A 16,854-nucleotide genomic window follows, 5' to 3' on the forward strand; every position below is an offset into this window, starting at 1 on the left:
GGAGAAGACCAGCAACCCCAAATGACCAAGTAACAAGTGCTGGCCTTATAGACGATTACTGAGTGTGTTCGAGTGCTATCGTTGTACAATTCGTCCGTTGGGATCCAGCCACATCCCATCAGAAAGATACACCATTTCCCTGGGTTCATCCGTTACCTGCAGGTCATGGTAAATTGAAGTAAGTTCATTTTTAGGTGAAGGAGTGATATCTTCGCTTCCAAAGATCATATCTTGGTATTGTGCCCAATTTTGGCGAATTTCGAAATACATATCAACATCATAATCCTGCCCTCTTAGTTCATCATCTGAAGATATATTCAATGTCTTTTTGAGACCGATGATGTTAAAGATCCACTTCTTACCACCTTTAATGAAGTATGCCCCAGTATATGCCTCTTCATCTGGTACAGCCTCATAACCTAAATTTAATGCTAATTGTATCTGTTCTGCTAATGTAAAAGACTCTTTCCACCCACTCATAGCTTATTACCTACCTGTGAACCTGTTTGCTGCATGAAAAACAATATAATAAAGCGTTATTGAAGACTATGATCCAAGTAAATTTAATCAAATACGTTTATAACGTATTTGCCTAAACAACTTCCAACGTATGATCCGCTTCTCGCTCTCAGCAGACCTTTATCTGCAGGTGCTTGTCTGCTGTGTTCCAGAAGCAGATATTATTATATAACTCTTTAACCCATGTATGACAAAATATTCTTGGAGCTTATTAAAACTTCATACGTCTAAATTACCTCTTCATTAGTGAATCAATAATTGTATAGTTAAAATGTAACACTTTATTTTTTATGATTAACTTGCTTTGCTAAAGAGCTATAAATCATATCAACCAAAACATATTTTTCGCATTCCCAAGGTTCACTAATAGATGGGTTTACTAAGTCTGGCTTCCCCCCCATTAGTGTATGAACATGCGAATAAATACCTATTCTTTCTGCGAGCTGCATTATTTTTATTTGATGTTCTGGTGGGAGCATTTTGTTTTTAAACCATGTTGTAAATATATGCTTGGTAAGTTCCTTAGTACAAACAAACCATTCACCTTGACGTCTTTCGTTGCTAAATTTTTCATGAAGATAGTTTTCTTTTTCTGAACCACCAGGTTCCAAAGCGTGTAATATTAATTGACCAAATGCACCTGTCTGCAGGTTAGACAACCTTTTTAGCACATTATTGGAACGCCCTATTTTCACATAAAGTCCCGAGTAAGGGTTATTTTTATCTGAAGAACCGGCCCAAGTATCAGGCACTTGTAAAATATAATAAATACTACTTACTTTCCCACTCGATACATTATTTGCCCAAATCTGCCATTCTTCCATCCAGCTTTTTGCATCTTCTCTCGTGTCAAAGACATGACTTGTATAGTAAAATTCACCAGTATCCAGGAACATATCGAAAACATATTTGCCATTCTCTATAATTCTTAAGTTGTCGGCTTTCATGGAAGTTTCTCACAAAGTTACAGGAATATATAAAAACTTTACTACGCTTAGTATATGTTACCACCTGATTATGTATTATTTGATTTACACAACTTATTGCTAGTAATAACGGTTTTGATGTAATCTTCTCATCCCAAACTAACCTTCAAAATAGATTTAATCTAAATTATATCAAAATATGCTCTCAGTTAAGATGGCTTATTTTTAATCAGTTAGAGGATCAACCTGATTTTCTCTAATAAGATTTCGTAACGCAGTACGAGCAGCCGCGACTTCTGTCATTCCATTTAGAACCACGCTGGAATGCCCTCCTCTAACCCCAAAGACTGTGACCATATCCTCTTCACGGAAGTATTCTGCTTCATACTGAAGGCCATCTTTCTCTACGCAAATATATGACATAGCAACCTCATTTTATTATCTTTTATTTGAATGATATATCCACAAAATAATTTAAGCAATCTCGCCCAAGACGGCACGCCAAGCTTGCCTTGTAAGTATACTGTAAATATTCCGATAAAACTAATCATTCGCTTTTAGCGCATGTCCAAAAAATGGTTCAGGTATCCTCTCGTGCCAATATTCGCTCCTCACTCATAGCGGCTTTCAGGCAAGTTAACTAGTCCGCTCGGTGCCATATACAGCCATGGTTATTAACAACAGGGAATAATCCCACACCGAAATTAAATATCTTTCTTTTACATTCGAAATAATTCCTCCTAGACACTATCTATTGCCTGACACAATCACTCGGATATAACGATATACAGTATGTTCATGAGAGTGCAGGTTCGTATATTAAGTTCAGCAGCGAAAACATGCCTTACAGGTTTCCGGTTTTGGGAGCGTCGTTACAGGATCCTGCGCATACCGTTCCCATCCGTTGAATTAAAGGTTTCACAGCCTTTGCCGATAACACCTTTTACCTTGCCTGTGATGCGTTCAGTGCTCAGCGTTGTTTACTGTAGCTCTCGGGACTGATTACAGACCGCGTCTTAAAAACCAATCCTTACTCTAAAGGGAATTCATGAGATTAAAATACTCAGTACTCTTACTCGCCGTTGCCATTACAGGCTGTGATAACAAAAAAGATGTGATCGGTTGTTCTTCGGAAATAACCCAGTCAGCGCTTATGGATTTATTAAAAAAATCTGCTTATGAAGGACTCTCTGAACAGGTCGATAAATACCCTGATGTCACCAATCAGACCAAACGAAGCACATTGGACAAGATCAAACTAGCCGTCTCTGAAATCTCCACAACATCAAGTGACACGGGCAGCACAATGAAAACTTGTGAAGGGACCGTGACGATGACTCTACCTGCGAACGAGTACGTCCAGCTTTCTGATGCTTACAGAAAGAACTTTAACCGTAATCTCGACAAGCAAATGGAAAACCTGTTTTTGGAGAACAACGCAAACGCCTTTTCAAAACGTATCACCTACACCGTGCAGGCGACCGACGATCAGAAAAACGTTTTTGTAAAAACCTCTACTGATAATCCGATATCAGTGGGCGCCGCTTTACTGACATCGCTTTCCATTATCACCCCGATCGTTGAGCAGCAGAAAATCCAGCAGGCTAAGGATGCCCAACAGAGTCAAATTGAAGCGGAACAACAGGTGCAACTCAGGGCGCAGGAACAGGCTAAGTATGAGGCGGAGAAGCAAATAGAGAGACAGGCACAACTTCAGCCACAAAAAGCTGACAGCCTTGATCAGTCCCGAATGGCATTTGCGAATGCCGACTCTGATTTGAGTACCGTCTGGAGCAAGTTAACCCCGGCGAAGAAAAAAGATTTGCTGCCTTCTCAGCGTCAGTGGATCAAAACTAAGGATGCAATGTGCGGTAAAGTTTCAATGCAGGGAACAGATGCTGAAGTCAAGAAAATGGTCGACTGCCAGACGCAAATGACCCTTTCAAGGCTCGCTTTCTTCAGAAACCAATAACTGAAGCCTCCTTCAAGCTGGCGCCTGGTGTTAACCTGGTGCCAGCTTAGTCATCAAGTGCATACGTTACCGTTTTACATGGGCGGTACTTTGACAGAGTATTCGGCCTCGTGCTGGTTGTGACTAAATACCTTTTTAAACGCAAGTAACTCTCTCGGTCCAACAGTCTTTCGAAGGTCCTGATCAAAGGGCCTTGATAAATTAGCAGTGCGTTGAAAACAGATAGTTATTCCCATTAGTTCCAACGTAATACACATCAAAAAAATCACCATTCTTTTGCTCTAACGTCAACACCTACCCTTAAAAGAATAATTCTCTAAGAATGAGAAAGTTATTGTGTGTATTAGATAAGATATGAACTGAGACATCTATGGCGTGGAGCCAAACCTAATATGACAGTCCGCTCTGTGCCATAAGCGGAAGTTCGAGTACCAGAGACTTTCTTAAAATAGATGGTTCGTTTGCAGGAGAGCATACGGTGTGGCTGGCGAATGATTATGAGTTGCTTATTATCGAGGTCTGTGACCGCTTGAGCGGTCACGTCAGATAAAGGCATTTGCACCGAATTATGTACAGACTCTATACCTGTGCAGCCAAGCGGCATGCAGCAGCCAAACTTAGTTGGAACGCTTCATAACTCGGCATCTGTGCAGCAAGTCTTGCCGTATCAATGCCACTTTGCTTGAGGTGATGAATCTGTGCAGATGTCGAAGCATTACTTCCTAAAGCCTCTTCCAGCTGCCTTTTAGCTGAGTCGGGGACATTATCATTCCCGGATAAATCTTCCAGCCTTGCGCAGTGTTCATAACCATCTCTCAGCACACATAGCATCCAACTCTCAGACTTAGGCTTAGGAACCATGGCAACACCGCGTTCGCCTATAGCTGAATTATCAAATCCATGACGTATCGAGTTTACTTTATCCTGCCATAGCGATAAATTCGCAGAACGTGTGCCATCAGAGTCCCTAAAAAGTACTGCGATCACTGCGGGATCTTCATGCTCAATTGCAAGCTCAGCAGCTCTATTCCCCAGTATTAAAGCATTGAGATAAAAGTAACCTGTCTCTTTTTCAGGCCGTTTCTTCCCTAACAGACTCATACTAGCTCGGTTTTGTCGCTTCGCTGAAGTCAGTCTGATCAGCTCAGATTTTGAGACAAAAATGTAACGATCTGGCGTTATTTCAAGAAGAGAGAACCCAAGCAATGTTTCCAGCTCTTTATCTATAAAATATGTCATCGGGCCATGGTTGAAATCATTTATCAGACATTCTCCCTGCCCGTTTACACAACTGCCGAGATCAGACGGCCCCTCTCCACTCAATACAACAATCATCATCAATCCTTAATAAGGTCTTGTCGCATGTCATCAAGCTCTATATTTTCACGCGCCAGCCGTTGAAGGTCGGTATCAATGAATGCTTCACCAGGCCCCATGACCTGAAGTTTTTCATTTATACGCTGCATTTCAAAGAAAGGTCGGACACGCGTTTGCCCTTGTGGCGATTTATAAACAAACTGGATGCCCTTACGCGCAACATCATCTTCAAGATAATTGAGGATCATTGGGCTATGCGTTGTCACAATGACTTGCGTTTTTGCATTAACCAAAGTATCTACCAGCAGCTCAATAACTTGCGGATTAATCCCGTTTTCGATCTCATCCAAGAGAAGCAATGACCCGTCTTTGGACTCTAGCTGAGCAATTACGGCCAAAATACGCAACAATCCGTCATTGAGTTGTCCGGCTTCGGTCTCGCAAATAGCCTCATCACCGTTTGCATCGACAAAGCGCTCCTGAATAATCAGTCGTTTCCAACCACCTTTCAACGTCGACGTTCTCAGACCAACTATCTGTGGGTAGAATTTTATGAGTATCTGTTGAAGTATCTTTTTATCATCGTGAGTTAACGTATCAATGTATCCCGAAAGTTTTTCTCCACCAATGCCGACTCCGGAGGGTTTAATTTCCGAACGGGAGCGCTTTCGCAATAAATGAGGAGACAGTAACTCGAGAGAGCGGATATTTTTCAGCGCATCACGAAAATGAATAACATCAGAAGAAATGACGTTATCTTTTAATGTTGCCAAAATTGAACCACTATACTCAAAAGGTATTGAGTCATAGCTTCTTCCATGTGTCCTGTACTTCCCATCAATAACCTCAAGGTACATTTCTCCGTCTATATGGATACTTTCTCGGGTCATTCGCATAAGGCTACGATTGAAATGACCTTGCCAGACGAGGCATTTTCCGTCCAGATCATAAATAACTTCTATGAACAGTGGCTGAGAAAACGCTTTAGTATTGCTCGTTCGAGAGTACAGATCCTTCGACTCCCAGCCACGATCTTCTAACCAGAGGTAGAGGTGTCCATGCATTTGCTGCGATATGAAGTCGATAGCCTGCAATATGCTACTTTTACCCGCACTGTTCATGCCTACAAAACAATTAAATTTTTGTAGGTTGATCGAGACATCAACCAACGATTTGAAATTACGTATTGCTATTGTTCTGAACATTAAAGTACTCTCATTTTATTTTGGAACAATGCGTTAAATCGAACAATATTAGATAATAATCTTTAAAATGAAAGGCATCAACATATGGTGCATCGCCTGTCACAAAGTAAATTCAGATGCCTGGTCTGTGGATATATAGCGAACGCCGATGAAAACGGCGCTCGTAACATTTTAGCGGCGGGGCACGACGTTCTTGTCTGTGGAGAGATGGTGCAGTCAGGCCGCTCGTTGAAGCAGGAACCCACCGAAATGATTCAGACAACAGCCTGAACGTAGCAGGAATCCACGTCCTTCAGGGCGCGGAGGATGTCAACCAGCGTCATACTTCGCAGGTTGTCGCTGTGGATCACCAGATACCCTGCCCGCTCAGCGATCTCTTTGAAAGCGTCAAAAGTCATCAGATGTTCGCCTTTGGCAACATGGCGCATCCTGGTCACTTTTCCATTTTTGATAGTGGTGATAAAAGAAAAATCCGGAATAGTTGGCTGATTTTCATCGAGCAGCAGGCAGTGGATGTATTCAATCGCCTCTAACATTTGCGTCTGTGACAGTTGTTCTATGTGAGAGACGGCGAAGCGTTGATGAATCATGGTGTAGGCATCGGGATACATCATGCCTTTCTTACCGACCAGCATATTAACGGCATCACGTAAGGGAGTACGGTCATCGGTAGTTGTACTCCGCCTCTCTGGACGCTGGCTAAAATAACAATCTTCCAGCTTTTCGAAAACTTCCCAGGCCTGTTCTGTTTCCAGCATTTTGGCATGGCGAGCTGCGCCGCGTTCTGTCCAGAGAATGAGGGATCGGGTATGTTTAGCAACTGACTGACTATCTGTCAGTCTGTTTTTGAAGTCGCGTAATTCATTACCTTCCAGCTTAAAAAAATGCTTTCCTACGACAAATCTGGCGATGTTGCGCTTGAAGTTTTGCTGGATACCATTTACTTCCGTGCCATACAAACTGGCAAGCAATTCGGTGGTGAGGACGGGAAGTTGGTTATGATGTAGCGGATAAAGGGATTCCGCAGATATTTGGACTGTCATCGCAGTGGCCTCACTTAGTGTTTTTTTCATCACCACCAGCGACGCCAATCATCTGGTGGTGAACTGTGCAGGGTTGGCGTAACCGGCTAAGTGAACCCGGCGCTTCCGCAGAAGCCCCCACACAGCCCACCATAATGCGAATGTGGCCGTGCCTAACACATAAAAAAACCGCTAACGCGGCTATGCGTCACTTAGATATCCGGGACGCCAATCCCGGCAACCGATTTTGCGGCTGCGCGAAAACTATAGCCCCGGACTTTTTCTAAGTCAATTCAATCAACTTCAAACAGCCCGGTTTGAGAGTCTCTTATAGAAACTCTCAAATTTACGAGATGATCTGCAGTGGGCAACAAAATGCGTGATATGGCACTCTCATATCCAAGATAAGTAAAAATTTAGTCTCTGCACTCCCTTCTGGATCCTGGCAAACGCGTATCTGCAGTTCGTAACTTCTTGCTAAAGCCTCGTAATCCTCTGATTACAAGCTTCCCATCGCGATCAGTTGTGCTAATAGATTCGGGAATAATATTCCTGTATGGGCCATTCATTTCATATTCAAATGATACCCGGTCTGTCTTATAAACCCATTGTTTAGATCCGAAGGCGAAAAAGCTGTATATTATTCCATCAATCTTAATGCAGTGGACATGCCGAGCCTTTGTATTTCCTCCCTTACTTGGAGGCCTGCTTTTTTCTTTTAACACGGTGAAATAATCATCAATTCTTGCATCTATAATTTTATTGCTCATTTTAGATACCTTTTTTATGAGATTCTTTTCATATTAGCCAACAAACCCTATGTCACCAAGGCGATCAGCACTATAGCAAAGGGTAAAATTTCACTCATACAGCCTCCCTGCTCTCAAACGGGCGAATATTTGTTGGTTCTCCACACGGAATGGCCCAACCCAGCCAGGTAAATATTTTCAGGTCACATATCGCGTCATACCGTTCACCCGGATTCACATCCACCATGCTGCAGGCAATTTCATATTGTTCACCGTTATCAGTCAGTGCGATCTGGTCATTAATAAACCGGGGCACAAATGCCAGAAAAAGTTCTTTCATGAAATCCTCCGCTCAGAATAAACAAACTGATTCACCGCACCGATCGGCATTTCGAGTTTTTCCGCGATATCCTGGCGATTAATACCCGACTGATGTAATTCCCTTGCCAGCTCGACATCTTCCTGGAGGTATTTCGCTGACTGGTGATAATTACCCCGCAGATACATACAGATTTTCAGCTCCCGCGCTTTTGTACGTACCGACGCACCGGTTCTGCCAATAAGCTGCCCTATACGTTCAACTGTCATGCTGCCTGCACATTGTTTGATGATTACGACTTCCGCACGCACCCACCGTTTGTATTTCATTGTTCCATCACCCCTCTCCAGTAGTTCAGACGCTCTCTGAAAAATTCCCGGTATGTATCCGGCGTCATACCGATTTGCTCAATCACGCTTCCCCTCGGAATACGTTTCTCAAAGAGCTGGCGGATCAGCGCCGCCGCTCGCATGTCGTAGTGCTCTTTAAGCTGGTATTCCTGGGGCCATTTGGCGCGGTTGAGTGGTAAGCCGGGCGGCAGGTAATCTGATTGCCCGGCCATATCACGCCCCTTTCTTTGCTATCGGAGTGATGGAACTCAGCAGCAGGCGACAGCGACCAGGCGCGCCAATGCGCTGCCCGGTTATCTTGTCGTAAGTTTCATGCGGTGAAGCACACCAGGTTGTCGCTGTTTCGTGGAGTTTCACTTGCCGCTCACCATTTCTGCGGATCGCGATCCCGGTGTGCGTTTTCCCCTTACGTTTCACTGCTGGCGCTGTGGCTACGGATGCCTGACGGGCAGGCTGAGCTGGTGTTGAAAAATTGCCTGCTTTGGGTCTTGGTACAAAAACCGCACGAGTGCGCGCACGCGGCCCGGCGTTCATATTCCACAAAATGACGTCGAGATAGTTTTTACCGTCGTCTATGTGTCCTTTGTCCGACGGGTACTCTAATTTGCCTGAAGTGGTGGTCATTGGTCTTTCCTCGGTTATTTCACGCTGGTCAGGCGTGGTTAAAATTCATTTGTGCGAGAATTATCGCTACGGGAATAACGTTTATTTTTTTCTGAGCGGTCGTTGGTACGGCGATATACCTCCTCATCGCTGATATCAATAACTGAGCCATTTTTCATCAGGGCGTAGGCTGTTCCCGATGGTCCTTCGCGGTTCAGACGTAGCAACATTTCCATGAGATTTGGGTCGGCATTTTCGTTATAAACAGCATCACGATAGAGGCCAATCCAGACATCGCAATCTTGTTCGATCTGCCCGGTATCTTTACTGTCGCTCGGGTTAGGCCGCTTATCTGCTCGTTCTTCAAGTTTTCGGTTGAGTTGCGTCAGCAGGACCACAACACAATCCAGCTCTTTTGCCAGGTTCTTCAAACCGGTTGTGATATCGCCATACGCAATATCCCGACGTTCTGCCGCTTCGGTTTTCATCAGCGTCAAATAGTCAATTGCCACCAGACCAACCGAGCCACGCATCCGCTTAACTTTTCGACATTCAGCGACAATATGCGCAAGGGTTACGCCTGCCGTGCTGTCAATCATCATGTTGGATTCGGCAATCTCCCCCGCCTTTGCTATTGCGAGACTCAATTCGGATTCATCGTTAGGGCCAAGATAAAAAATCTCCGAATTGACCTTTGCTTCCTGCGCAACCATGCGTTCAATGAGACTTCGGTCAGTCATTTCCAGGCTAAATACCAGCGTCGGCAAACGATGATTCAGAGCAAAATGCACCGCAATTTTATTAAATGTGGCTGTCTTGCCCATTTTTGGCCGGGCACCAATAACGACCAACGAACCTCTTAGCGCCTGCTTTGGTGCCATTAAGCGATCAAGGCTTTCGATTCCGAGCGTTAGTCCGGCTGCATGTGCTGGATCATTGAAACGGCGATCAAGATCATCTATCCAGTCATCGACGACTTCGCTTGCCGGACGCAAACCGCCCTTATGCCCGGTACGGGCATGTTCAGCTACCTGTCCAATCACTTGCTGAACGGTGCTGATCCTGTCAGTAGCAGTCATATCTGCAGGCTGGGTCATAATCTCCAGACAAGAATTCAACTTTTCCACGGCGTAACGAAGAATGGCTTTTTCACGCACAATTTTCGCGTAGTTGACCATTGAGGCCGGTATCGCCGCCTTACTCATTTCAGCCAGGTATGCGAATCCCCCCACGCGCTCATACAGCCCCTTCGATTCCATCAGTTCGGTCAGTGTTATCAGGTCAGTTGGTTTATCGGCCTGAAATAATCCTTTGATCTCCCGGTAGATAACCTGATGCGCATTGATATAAAACGTTTCCGGTTTCAGTAACGCAAATACCGCATTGGTTCTGTCGTGGTCGGTATTCAGCATCAGACAGCCCAGAACAGCCTGTTCTGCGTCAACGCTGTACAGCGCAATCGCGTTATTTATCATTTGCGCGTTCTTCCTTGACCGAAACGTAGCAGCGTTCGGTAATCAGATAATCAAGATTTTTACGCCGCCAGAATCCTCCCCTGCCATTTGGCCTGTCCTCCAGCATCCAGCGACAATTGCCACCGATAAATTCCAGATAGGCTCGCCAACGGGACTCATTGAAATTGAATTTTTTCCAGAAAGTGCGAAGGTGTTTTTTTCTGCCGTCAGTGAGGATTTTCACTGGTGGCATCTCTGGCAAAATCTCGTGATAGGTATCGAGTATCACCTGATAATTTATTTTCTGGTCGGCAGGTTGTTGGGTGTCGGCGTCAGCCGATTCACCATCAGTAATAATCTCTGTAGTAATCTCTGTAGTATTCTCTGTAAGAATGTTTGTTGGTTTTCCACGTACAGGCCTGGTGGTTTTCCCCTCACCTGTATGTGGTTTTTCCGCATCCTTGTATGCGGACGTAAGTAGCTGGCACAACACATCATTATCGATTTTGTAGTACAGCCTGGCAGGCAAGCCCTGTTTACGTTCCAGCAAGACGCCGAGACCACGTAGTTTTTTGCGGGCGCCCTCCTGCTCGTATCGTGAAAGCCCTGTTTCCTCTTCCCACTCATCCTGGGTTTTATATACCCAGCCGTCGTCAGTTGTTCTGTTTGTCCAGTACGTCAACTGCGACAGAAACAATGCGGCAGTCACGCCAATTTCAAGACGGATAAAACTTCTCTGGAAGGCTATGGGTCTATCAAGTAACGGGAGGATGTTCATATGCCCAAAGCCTCTGAGAGAACGCGGCAGCCAGCCTCATAGGCAGCGCCAGAGAGATTTTGCTCACGCAGTTTCGCTTTTTCTTCTTCGTACTTTTCCCATACAGAACGTGCAGCTGCGACGCGGCCATCGAATATGGGGCGGATCTCTGCAACATGTGCCGGGCGCCCATTCAGGTGCCAGCCGTTACGCCAGGTAATACGGTCAATATGTCTTAACATCGGTCTTTCCTCGGTATAAGTTAAACGCTGGTCAGGCGCTCATGCATGGTGGTCTTGCGCAGTGCGTATCACTGCCCCTCGCGTCGCTACCAGCGCCGCTATTGCTTCGTCAATTTCCTGGATAGTTAACTCTGGCGCGAAGTGGAGATGCACAGCGTTAATCGCTTCCACCCCTTCTTTTGCCGCCAGCGTTGCCAGCAAAACGGGATCGCCCGGCGACTCCAGACGCGCCCGCCGTTCTGCGGGTAGCACTGCTTTCATCACACTGGCCAGCACCTGAGTTTTTCGGCGCGCTGCCGTTGTCTCGCCACGTAACCAGCGAAAGATTTTCTGCCGGTTGTTGTTGATGGCTCTCCAGTCCACGTTGCCGTCCGCGTCCTCAAATTCATGTAGTCTCAACTCATCATTGCGTCCCTGACTGAACCAGGCCCGGCAGATTTCAATCGTGACGAGTTCCTGCCCTGCCCTTGCCGCCCAGGTCAAAATCTCTTTTTGTAATTCCTCTGGGTTTTCCATAGCGTCTCCTGTCGCTAAAAATTGATTACGCTTAATCAGATGTAATAAGCCGCCCTTTGCTACGCTTTTTCATGTTTTGGAACATCGTAAAAAGTCGGGTCATATTTCAGTGCTCCATTAGTGATACGGTCGAGTCGAGCTGCTCGTTTTTCAGGTACTGTTGCCCCCCAACGAGTAACCGCCACTTGAGATATACCCAGCACCTTTGCTGTGGCTGTCTTTGAACCAAAAAAACTAATAACCGTCTCTGTTTTCATAATCCCTCCACGTAACTTTTGTTAGCAACATAAATACTAACGAAAGTTATGTCAAGTTAACTTATATTATGAGGATGAAGAATTTGATGCTTAGCGACCGTTTATCTCAAAGACGCAAACAGCTTGGTCTAACCCAACAACAGCTTGCTGATATGGTTGGAAGATCGAGTGTGAGCGTTTTTAAATGGGAAAGCGGACAAAATGAACCAAAGGGTCAGAACTTGCTGGCTTTGGCCAATGCACTTAAGTGTTCTGCCACATGGCTGCTTTTTGGTGACGAAGACCAGGCACCAACTCCGGTAGATGAATTACCAACAGAGTTGGATTCACGTCAAAAAAGATTGTTAGAGTTATTTGATTCATTACCAGAGTCAGAAAAAGAAAAGCAACTAATTGAATTAGAAGATAAAGTTGAAAACTTTAATCGTTTATTTGAAGAGTTACTGGTTACCAGAAAGAAACTAACCCCCGCCAAAAAATAAAATAAAGGCAATGTTTTCAATGCATTGCCTTTATTTTTATCAAAAACACTAACTTTTGTTATAAAAGATCTTGCGCGATAAATTACCTTTAGTTATATTTCTTTCATCAACAAAGCTTACCCAGCGGCAGTTGTTCAGAAACAAGTTCTGACAGCCGGAAAGACGGCACCAAATTTTGCGCGTCGGCGCCAACACGATGACAGAGGGAAAGACTTCACCGGCATATGGCACATGTGTCGAAGCGGTCTGGATGGAAGCGGAGCCTTAACGCGTTGTCTCCATAGCAGGTAGCCGGAATGTGCAAGCCACAGCCAGGTATGAGCGATTGATTCACCATCAAGGCGATACGGTGTGACCACCAGGGAAGAGTCCTGGCTACAACACGAGAGCGCACTTCATCGACTCAACTTTGAGCTTTGTCGTTAAATTTTGAAATGGCGGAGTGCGCTCCCGGTTGTGGTGAACAGGTGTTTGACGGGAACTCCCTGCCCGTTACCCGGTTCGATTCCGGGCGCTACACCGTAATTATTGGGGCCCTCTGGTGAAAACCAGAGCCTCTCGCAGAGAGGCGCAACGAGGAAAGACCGGGCATGACCAGCCCTGACAGCCGGAAAGACGGCACCCTTTAGATGGCAAAAGACCCGCACAAGGCGGGCCAGTTACCCCGAACGGCGACCAAACCATTCGGATATGGTGCAAGGGACCAACCTTACACCGAGGAAAGACCAACGACAGAGCCGCTGATCGGTTCTGAGTATACCCCACCAAGGAGTCGCTATGGAAGCGCGCACCATCCCAGTAACACTCTTTATTAATTATGCAACTTCAACTTTCAGCCACGAAAAGCTGCTTGTTGCGACGGTTGATATGTCAAAAAATTTTCCAGACAGGTACATCCTTCTGGAAAGCCGCGAAATTGAAATTACCGTCAACCAGCCCCAGCCAATCGACATCATCGGTTTACAGGTCGAGCAACTGCGTGAACAAAAACAGAAAACAGTCGCCGACGCCCAACAGCGTATTGCTGCTATCGATGACAAAATCCAGCAGTTACTTTGCATCGAATACACGCCAGATACTGATGAAATCCCCTACTAAAGACCACTGACCTGTAATGAGGAAAGACCAATGACCATTTTTAACGGCTTGTTAGAAGCGAAAAAAGGCGCGCTCAAAAACGGCGCGATCCCGGCGCTGGCCATCGCCATCGACGCCCCTAACAAAAAAGTTGCCGAGAACATCATCATCGGCAAATTGTGGGAAGCCTACCCTGACCACGGCGACAACTATTTCAAACCTAAAATCTGGGAAGATGCCCCGGGCCAACCGCGCCCAGGCGTCGGTGAGTTTGATGAGACGTTTGCCACAGAACACAGTTTTGATGGCGAGAGATGGGTAGTTAACACTCCTGTTGATTCAGGTTGCAGTTCAGCAGATATCTCACAGGTTAGCGACCTGATGAAACTGCCTGCTCGTGAACGCTTCGCCGCCGTCCTGCTGTTCAGCCACGATACCAATGAAGTCGACAGTGAATTGCTTGCACAGACGCGTGAATACCTGGAGATGCTCGACAACAGTGATACTGACAGTGAGGATGAGGTTGACGCGTTTAACCGCATCGTCCTCGATGCCATGGTAGCGTGTAAGCCCATCGAGTACATGCATATTGCTGGATTGAATAATCTGGTACATGCAATTTTGGCAAGTTGCGATACCCAGGAACAAAACCCGACCAGTTGGACTATCTCCAAATTTATAAAAAAATGGGTTGAGAACCCTGGTAAACGCGATGAAATGCTGCCGGAGGTAAAACCAGAAACGGCATCCGCACGTCCTTACAAACAGACTCACGCCACTCTGGATCGTGAAATTGCCTGCGCCCTGTTACCTGTTGGCCCGGAAAAAATCACCCCCAGCGTCCTGAAAGCGGCAGACGAAATAATCAGCCAGGATCGGGAGGATTTTAAACGCTGGTCAATGGCCTTGCGCACAACGGATCAGATCCTTGCCTATGACCGCGCATCAGTATTCGGTGTTATTCAGAGCGCCCCCGCAAAAGACTCGTACCACTTCCCGCAATCCCTGCGCAGTCACATCGACAACTGGCTGCAAGCTAACGGGAAGCATGATGCAAATGCTGTTGAAGAGAAACCAAAGGAAGCAGTACCGAAGGATGATGTAAAAGTCACCAACCACGGCGACGGACGATTCTCAATTGATGGGATAATGTCAGAAACACCCTCAAATCAGGGCGAAAAAAGCGAAGCAGCAAATGCTGGAGAACGTAGTTTGCAGCAGTTGCGTGAGCAGTTTGTCACGCCTCGCCATTTGCCCACTTGTAAAAATAATGCCTCACCACAGCAGGAACCTGCAGCTATTACCCTGGCAGAAGAGACTCCTCCACAAGAAAAAATTAGCGAGCAGGTAAAGGAGCCGATGCAGAACGTTGACGCGCTGGTTGAGCGGCTCCATACCGAAGAGCACAAGTGGCAGAATGCAATCTCAGCTATCGAAACGGAGTTAAAGGACTCCGGCGACACGGATAACCTGGCATTGTGGAAGAACGTATTCAAAACCGATGAGCGCTTCACCAAAGCTTTCTCTCAGAACGGCGGCGGCACATCCATCAACGGCACTTATATAGCGATGAAAGCGACTCGCGAATTTGGGCCGTTTGGTATTGGCTGGGGTGTAGAGGTGGTGGAAGAGCGTTTTGATAAAGGCGCACCGATAGTTCGCAAAAAACAGGTTGGTGAAAAAATAGAATGGGATCTGATTCAAGACGGTGTTGGCGGATACCTATGTGAAATGCACCACACCATGAAAGTTAGAGTCTGGTACATGTTGAATGGGGTGCGCGGTGAATCCGAGGCTTACGGATGCACACCTTATATCTACGACACTAAATACGGACCAACAAGCGACGGCGAAGCGCCGAAGAAATCCTGGACGGATGCTGTTAAGAAAGCGCTATCCCCTCTCGGCTTCAGCGCTGATATTTTCATGGGCCTGTACGACAATCCGGAATACCGCCAGAGGAATAAAGCTGAGTTTGATATCAAGAATGCCAGCGAGAATGCGGAAGATGCTACCCGTCTTCGTAAGGAACTGGATGAGAAGCTTATCAACGTTGCCAATACGCTGGCCGCCGCGGTAACCACCAACGAAGTAAACAAGGTATTTGGCCTCATCGCCCGCGAAGTGGATATACACAGGAAAGCAGCGGAGGCCAAAGGCGATAAAGAATATTCATCGTATCTGGGATCGCGCCTGCGCCGTATCACCGACATCAAAACAGAACGCCTCGCCGCCCTCACCGCCGCACAGGAGCAAACAGCATGAGCACCGCTATCGCTATTGCAAAAGAATATGCCAGCCTGATTGACCTGCTGGAAACCTCCGACGAACTGACGCCAGAGATGATCGCCGACACGCTTGAAGGTATGGAAGGAGAACTGGGAGACAAACTGGACGCCATGATGGTCATCTGCCGCAATTTACAGGGCAATGCCAGTACCTGCGCTGAAGAAATGTCTCGCCTGGCTACCCGTAAGACGTCCTTTGAAGGCAAGGAAAAAGCAATTCGAAAGCATATGCTCGCCTGCCTGCAAGCTGCTGGCCTGGATAAACTGAAAACCGCAAAAAACACATTTACTGATGCACAGGGGGCTATCCGGGTAATTATTGATAACAAAGATAAGATCCCGGACGAGTATGAGGGTGTGTCACTTGTTGATGTAGAAACGGTTATTACACCAAACAAGCGAGCCATTAAAGAAGTGATTGAATCTGCGGAGGCGGTTGCCGCCGAAATACTGGCGCGTGGAGAAACACCACCAGCCGAGTTATTAAACCCGGTACCAGGCGCACATCTGGAACGCGGCGAACGGTCACTGAGGATACGCTAATGCTTAAACTCACATTAAAGCGTGGTGACGCGGTTCACCTGGTACTTGCCGATGGTACTAATGGCATTATTGAAGCACGGAGCCGCTGCGAACTTGGGCTACACCTGCCAGAAAACATTAAGGTCACGCGGGAGAAATCGGCATTCACCCCACCAGAACTGATTACGCCTAATCAGAAATAAAAACTCACCATCGCTAGCATTGCGATTCACCAGACACCGGAGGATCACAATGCTGCGATGGCAACCGGGAGCAA

21 protein-coding genes and 1 pseudogene are annotated in these 16,854 nt (G+C 46.2%); 7 read left to right on the plus strand and 15 right to left on the minus strand.

Annotated elements, in window-relative coordinates:
- Positions 1-75 precede the first annotated feature (75 nt).
- Both H9644_RS04925 and H9644_RS04930 read right to left on the minus strand, forming a co-directional pair.
- Positions 76-480 carry a hypothetical protein gene (locus H9644_RS04925; protein WP_021560856.1) on the minus strand — a complete coding sequence of 135 codons (405 nt, stop codon included), beginning with the start codon at positions 478-480 and terminating at the stop codon, positions 76-78.
- A 320-nt stretch (positions 481-800) separates the two neighbouring features.
- Positions 801-1,466 carry a GIY-YIG nuclease family protein gene (locus H9644_RS04930; RefSeq protein WP_191773542.1) on the minus strand — a complete coding sequence of 222 codons (666 nt, stop codon included), beginning with the start codon at positions 1,464-1,466 and terminating at the stop codon, positions 801-803.
- 1,027 nt (positions 1,467-2,493) lie between these two features.
- On the opposite strand from H9644_RS04930, the gene H9644_RS04935 reads away from it, so the two are divergent.
- Positions 2,494-3,417 (plus strand): lysozyme inhibitor LprI family protein, encoded by a 924-nt coding sequence (locus H9644_RS04935; protein ID WP_191773544.1) that lies wholly within the window; start codon positions 2,494-2,496, stop codon positions 3,415-3,417.
- A gap of 579 nt (positions 3,418-3,996) precedes the next feature.
- Here the strand turns inward: H9644_RS04935 and H9644_RS04940 are convergent.
- Together H9644_RS04940 and H9644_RS04945 are read right to left on the minus strand one after the other, a co-directional pair.
- Positions 3,997-4,755: a hypothetical protein gene (locus tag H9644_RS04940; RefSeq protein WP_191773547.1), complete on the minus strand. Its 759-nt coding sequence runs from the start codon at positions 4,753-4,755 to the stop codon at positions 3,997-3,999.
- On the minus strand, positions 4,755-5,939 hold the full coding sequence (locus H9644_RS04945; RefSeq protein ID WP_191773549.1) for an AAA family ATPase: 1,185 nt from the start codon (positions 5,937-5,939) through the stop codon (positions 4,755-4,757). The genes H9644_RS04940 and H9644_RS04945 overlap by 1 nt, the downstream gene beginning before the upstream one ends.
- Positions 5,940-6,029: 90 nt before the next feature.
- On the opposite strand from H9644_RS04945, the pseudogene H9644_RS04950 reads away from it, so the two are divergent.
- A pseudogene (locus H9644_RS04950) lies at positions 6,030-6,209 on the plus strand (RNA-guided endonuclease InsQ/TnpB family protein); the annotation flags it as partial.
- Here the strand turns inward: H9644_RS04950 and H9644_RS04955 are convergent.
- The 11 genes from H9644_RS04955 to H9644_RS05005 form a co-directional block, all read right to left on the minus strand.
- Entirely contained in the window at positions 6,194-6,982 is a 789-nt protein-coding gene (locus tag H9644_RS04955; protein ID WP_191773551.1) for an ORF6N domain-containing protein, read from the minus strand. The pseudogene H9644_RS04950 and the gene H9644_RS04955 overlap by 16 nt on opposite strands.
- 395 nt (positions 6,983-7,377) lie before the next feature.
- Positions 7,378-7,731 (minus strand): hypothetical protein, encoded by a 354-nt coding sequence (locus tag H9644_RS04960; protein ID WP_191773553.1) that lies wholly within the window; start codon positions 7,729-7,731, stop codon positions 7,378-7,380.
- Positions 7,732-7,825: 94 nt separating this feature from the next.
- Entirely contained in the window at positions 7,826-8,050 is a 225-nt protein-coding gene (locus H9644_RS04965; RefSeq protein ID WP_191773555.1) for a hypothetical protein, read from the minus strand.
- Positions 8,047-8,358 (minus strand): DNA-binding protein, encoded by a 312-nt coding sequence (locus tag H9644_RS04970; protein WP_191773557.1) that lies wholly within the window; start codon positions 8,356-8,358, stop codon positions 8,047-8,049. The genes H9644_RS04965 and H9644_RS04970 overlap by 4 nt, the downstream gene beginning before the upstream one ends.
- Positions 8,355-8,591, minus strand: a complete 237-nt coding sequence (locus tag H9644_RS04975; protein WP_191773559.1) for a hypothetical protein — start codon at positions 8,589-8,591, stop codon at positions 8,355-8,357. Before H9644_RS04975 ends, H9644_RS04970 begins: the two co-directional genes overlap by 4 nt.
- Before the next feature lies 1 nt (position 8,592).
- On the minus strand, positions 8,593-9,003 hold the full coding sequence (locus H9644_RS04980) for a hypothetical protein (RefSeq protein ID WP_191773561.1): 411 nt from the start codon (positions 9,001-9,003) through the stop codon (positions 8,593-8,595).
- A gap of 38 nt (positions 9,004-9,041) precedes the next feature.
- A complete protein-coding gene (locus H9644_RS04985) occupies positions 9,042-10,457 on the minus strand; it encodes a replicative DNA helicase (protein WP_191773563.1) in 1,416 nt (471 codons plus the stop codon).
- Positions 10,447-11,214 (minus strand): replication protein, encoded by a 768-nt coding sequence (locus H9644_RS04990; RefSeq protein WP_191773565.1) that lies wholly within the window; start codon positions 11,212-11,214, stop codon positions 10,447-10,449. The genes H9644_RS04985 and H9644_RS04990 overlap by 11 nt, the downstream gene beginning before the upstream one ends.
- Positions 11,211-11,435 carry a hypothetical protein gene (locus tag H9644_RS04995; protein ID WP_000943914.1) on the minus strand — a complete coding sequence of 75 codons (225 nt, stop codon included), beginning with the start codon at positions 11,433-11,435 and terminating at the stop codon, positions 11,211-11,213. The genes H9644_RS04990 and H9644_RS04995 overlap by 4 nt, the downstream gene beginning before the upstream one ends.
- 39 nt (positions 11,436-11,474) lie before the next feature.
- On the minus strand, positions 11,475-11,951 hold the full coding sequence (locus H9644_RS05000) for a toxin YdaT family protein (protein WP_000431150.1): 477 nt from the start codon (positions 11,949-11,951) through the stop codon (positions 11,475-11,477).
- Positions 11,952-12,010: 59 nt separating this feature from the next.
- Positions 12,011-12,208, minus strand: a complete 198-nt coding sequence (locus H9644_RS05005) for a Cro/CI family transcriptional regulator (RefSeq protein WP_191773567.1) — start codon at positions 12,206-12,208, stop codon at positions 12,011-12,013.
- Between the two features lie 86 nt (positions 12,209-12,294).
- On the opposite strand from H9644_RS05005, the gene H9644_RS05010 reads away from it, so the two are divergent.
- The 5 genes from H9644_RS05010 to H9644_RS05030 all read left to right on the plus strand — a co-directional run bounded on the left by H9644_RS05010 (position 12,295) and on the right by H9644_RS05030 (position 16,780).
- On the plus strand, positions 12,295-12,690 hold the full coding sequence (locus H9644_RS05010; RefSeq protein ID WP_318240973.1) for a helix-turn-helix domain-containing protein: 396 nt from the start codon (positions 12,295-12,297) through the stop codon (positions 12,688-12,690).
- Between the two features lie 777 nt (positions 12,691-13,467).
- Positions 13,468-13,788 (plus strand): hypothetical protein, encoded by a 321-nt coding sequence (locus tag H9644_RS05015; RefSeq protein ID WP_191773572.1) that lies wholly within the window; start codon positions 13,468-13,470, stop codon positions 13,786-13,788.
- Between the two features lie 30 nt (positions 13,789-13,818).
- Positions 13,819-16,032 (plus strand): exonuclease family protein, encoded by a 2,214-nt coding sequence (locus tag H9644_RS05020; RefSeq protein ID WP_191773574.1) that lies wholly within the window; start codon positions 13,819-13,821, stop codon positions 16,030-16,032.
- The gene (locus H9644_RS05025) at positions 16,029-16,598 is read left to right on the plus strand and encodes a siphovirus Gp157 family protein (protein WP_191773576.1); all 570 of its coding nucleotides are present in this window, start codon (positions 16,029-16,031) and stop codon (positions 16,596-16,598) included. Before H9644_RS05020 ends, H9644_RS05025 begins: the two co-directional genes overlap by 4 nt.
- Entirely contained in the window at positions 16,598-16,780 is a 183-nt protein-coding gene (locus tag H9644_RS05030; protein WP_096839898.1) for a hypothetical protein, read from the plus strand. Before H9644_RS05025 ends, H9644_RS05030 begins: the two co-directional genes overlap by 1 nt.
- The last annotated feature ends 74 nt before the right edge of the window (positions 16,781-16,854 follow it).

The sequence above is a fragment of the Escherichia whittamii genome (assembly GCF_014836715.1).
Taxonomy (GTDB): domain Bacteria; phylum Pseudomonadota; class Gammaproteobacteria; order Enterobacterales; family Enterobacteriaceae; genus Escherichia; species Escherichia whittamii.

Excerpts from the sequence above, each read along its gene's own strand:
- H9644_RS04975 (WP_191773559.1), bottom strand. The coding sequence starts at position 8,591 with ATGGCCGGGCAATCAGATTACCTGCCGCCCGGCTTACCACTCAACCGC.
- H9644_RS05020 (WP_191773574.1), top strand. The coding sequence starts at position 13,819 with ATGACCATTTTTAACGGCTTGTTAGAAGCGAAAAAAGGCGCGCTCAAA.
- H9644_RS05010 (WP_318240973.1), top strand. The coding sequence starts at position 12,295 with ATGCTTAGCGACCGTTTATCTCAAAGACGCAAACAGCTTGGTCTAACC.
- H9644_RS04985 (WP_191773563.1), bottom strand. The coding sequence starts at position 10,457 with ATGATAAATAACGCGATTGCGCTGTACAGCGTTGACGCAGAACAGGCT.
- H9644_RS04925 (WP_021560856.1), bottom strand. The coding sequence starts at position 480 with ATGAGTGGGTGGAAAGAGTCTTTTACATTAGCAGAACAGATACAATTA.
- H9644_RS04930 (WP_191773542.1), bottom strand. The coding sequence starts at position 1,466 with ATGAAAGCCGACAACTTAAGAATTATAGAGAATGGCAAATATGTTTTC.
- H9644_RS04955 (WP_191773551.1), bottom strand. The coding sequence starts at position 6,982 with ATGACAGTCCAAATATCTGCGGAATCCCTTTATCCGCTACATCATAAC.
- H9644_RS04935 (WP_191773544.1), top strand. The coding sequence starts at position 2,494 with ATGAGATTAAAATACTCAGTACTCTTACTCGCCGTTGCCATTACAGGC.
- H9644_RS05005 (WP_191773567.1), bottom strand. The coding sequence starts at position 12,208 with ATGAAAACAGAGACGGTTATTAGTTTTTTTGGTTCAAAGACAGCCACA.
- H9644_RS04960 (WP_191773553.1), bottom strand. The coding sequence starts at position 7,731 with ATGAGCAATAAAATTATAGATGCAAGAATTGATGATTATTTCACCGTG.
- H9644_RS05000 (WP_000431150.1), bottom strand. The coding sequence starts at position 11,951 with ATGGAAAACCCAGAGGAATTACAAAAAGAGATTTTGACCTGGGCGGCA.
- H9644_RS04980 (WP_191773561.1), bottom strand. The coding sequence starts at position 9,003 with ATGACCACCACTTCAGGCAAATTAGAGTACCCGTCGGACAAAGGACAC.
- H9644_RS04945 (WP_191773549.1), bottom strand. The coding sequence starts at position 5,939 with ATGTTCAGAACAATAGCAATACGTAATTTCAAATCGTTGGTTGATGTC.
- H9644_RS05025 (WP_191773576.1), top strand. The coding sequence starts at position 16,029 with ATGAGCACCGCTATCGCTATTGCAAAAGAATATGCCAGCCTGATTGAC.
- H9644_RS04995 (WP_000943914.1), bottom strand. The coding sequence starts at position 11,435 with ATGTTAAGACATATTGACCGTATTACCTGGCGTAACGGCTGGCACCTG.
- H9644_RS05015 (WP_191773572.1), top strand. The coding sequence starts at position 13,468 with ATGGAAGCGCGCACCATCCCAGTAACACTCTTTATTAATTATGCAACT.
- H9644_RS04970 (WP_191773557.1), bottom strand. The coding sequence starts at position 8,358 with ATGAAATACAAACGGTGGGTGCGTGCGGAAGTCGTAATCATCAAACAA.
- H9644_RS04940 (WP_191773547.1), bottom strand. The coding sequence starts at position 4,755 with ATGATGATTGTTGTATTGAGTGGAGAGGGGCCGTCTGATCTCGGCAGT.
- H9644_RS04965 (WP_191773555.1), bottom strand. The coding sequence starts at position 8,050 with ATGAAAGAACTTTTTCTGGCATTTGTGCCCCGGTTTATTAATGACCAG.
- H9644_RS04990 (WP_191773565.1), bottom strand. The coding sequence starts at position 11,214 with ATGAACATCCTCCCGTTACTTGATAGACCCATAGCCTTCCAGAGAAGT.
- H9644_RS05030 (WP_096839898.1), top strand. The coding sequence starts at position 16,598 with ATGCTTAAACTCACATTAAAGCGTGGTGACGCGGTTCACCTGGTACTT.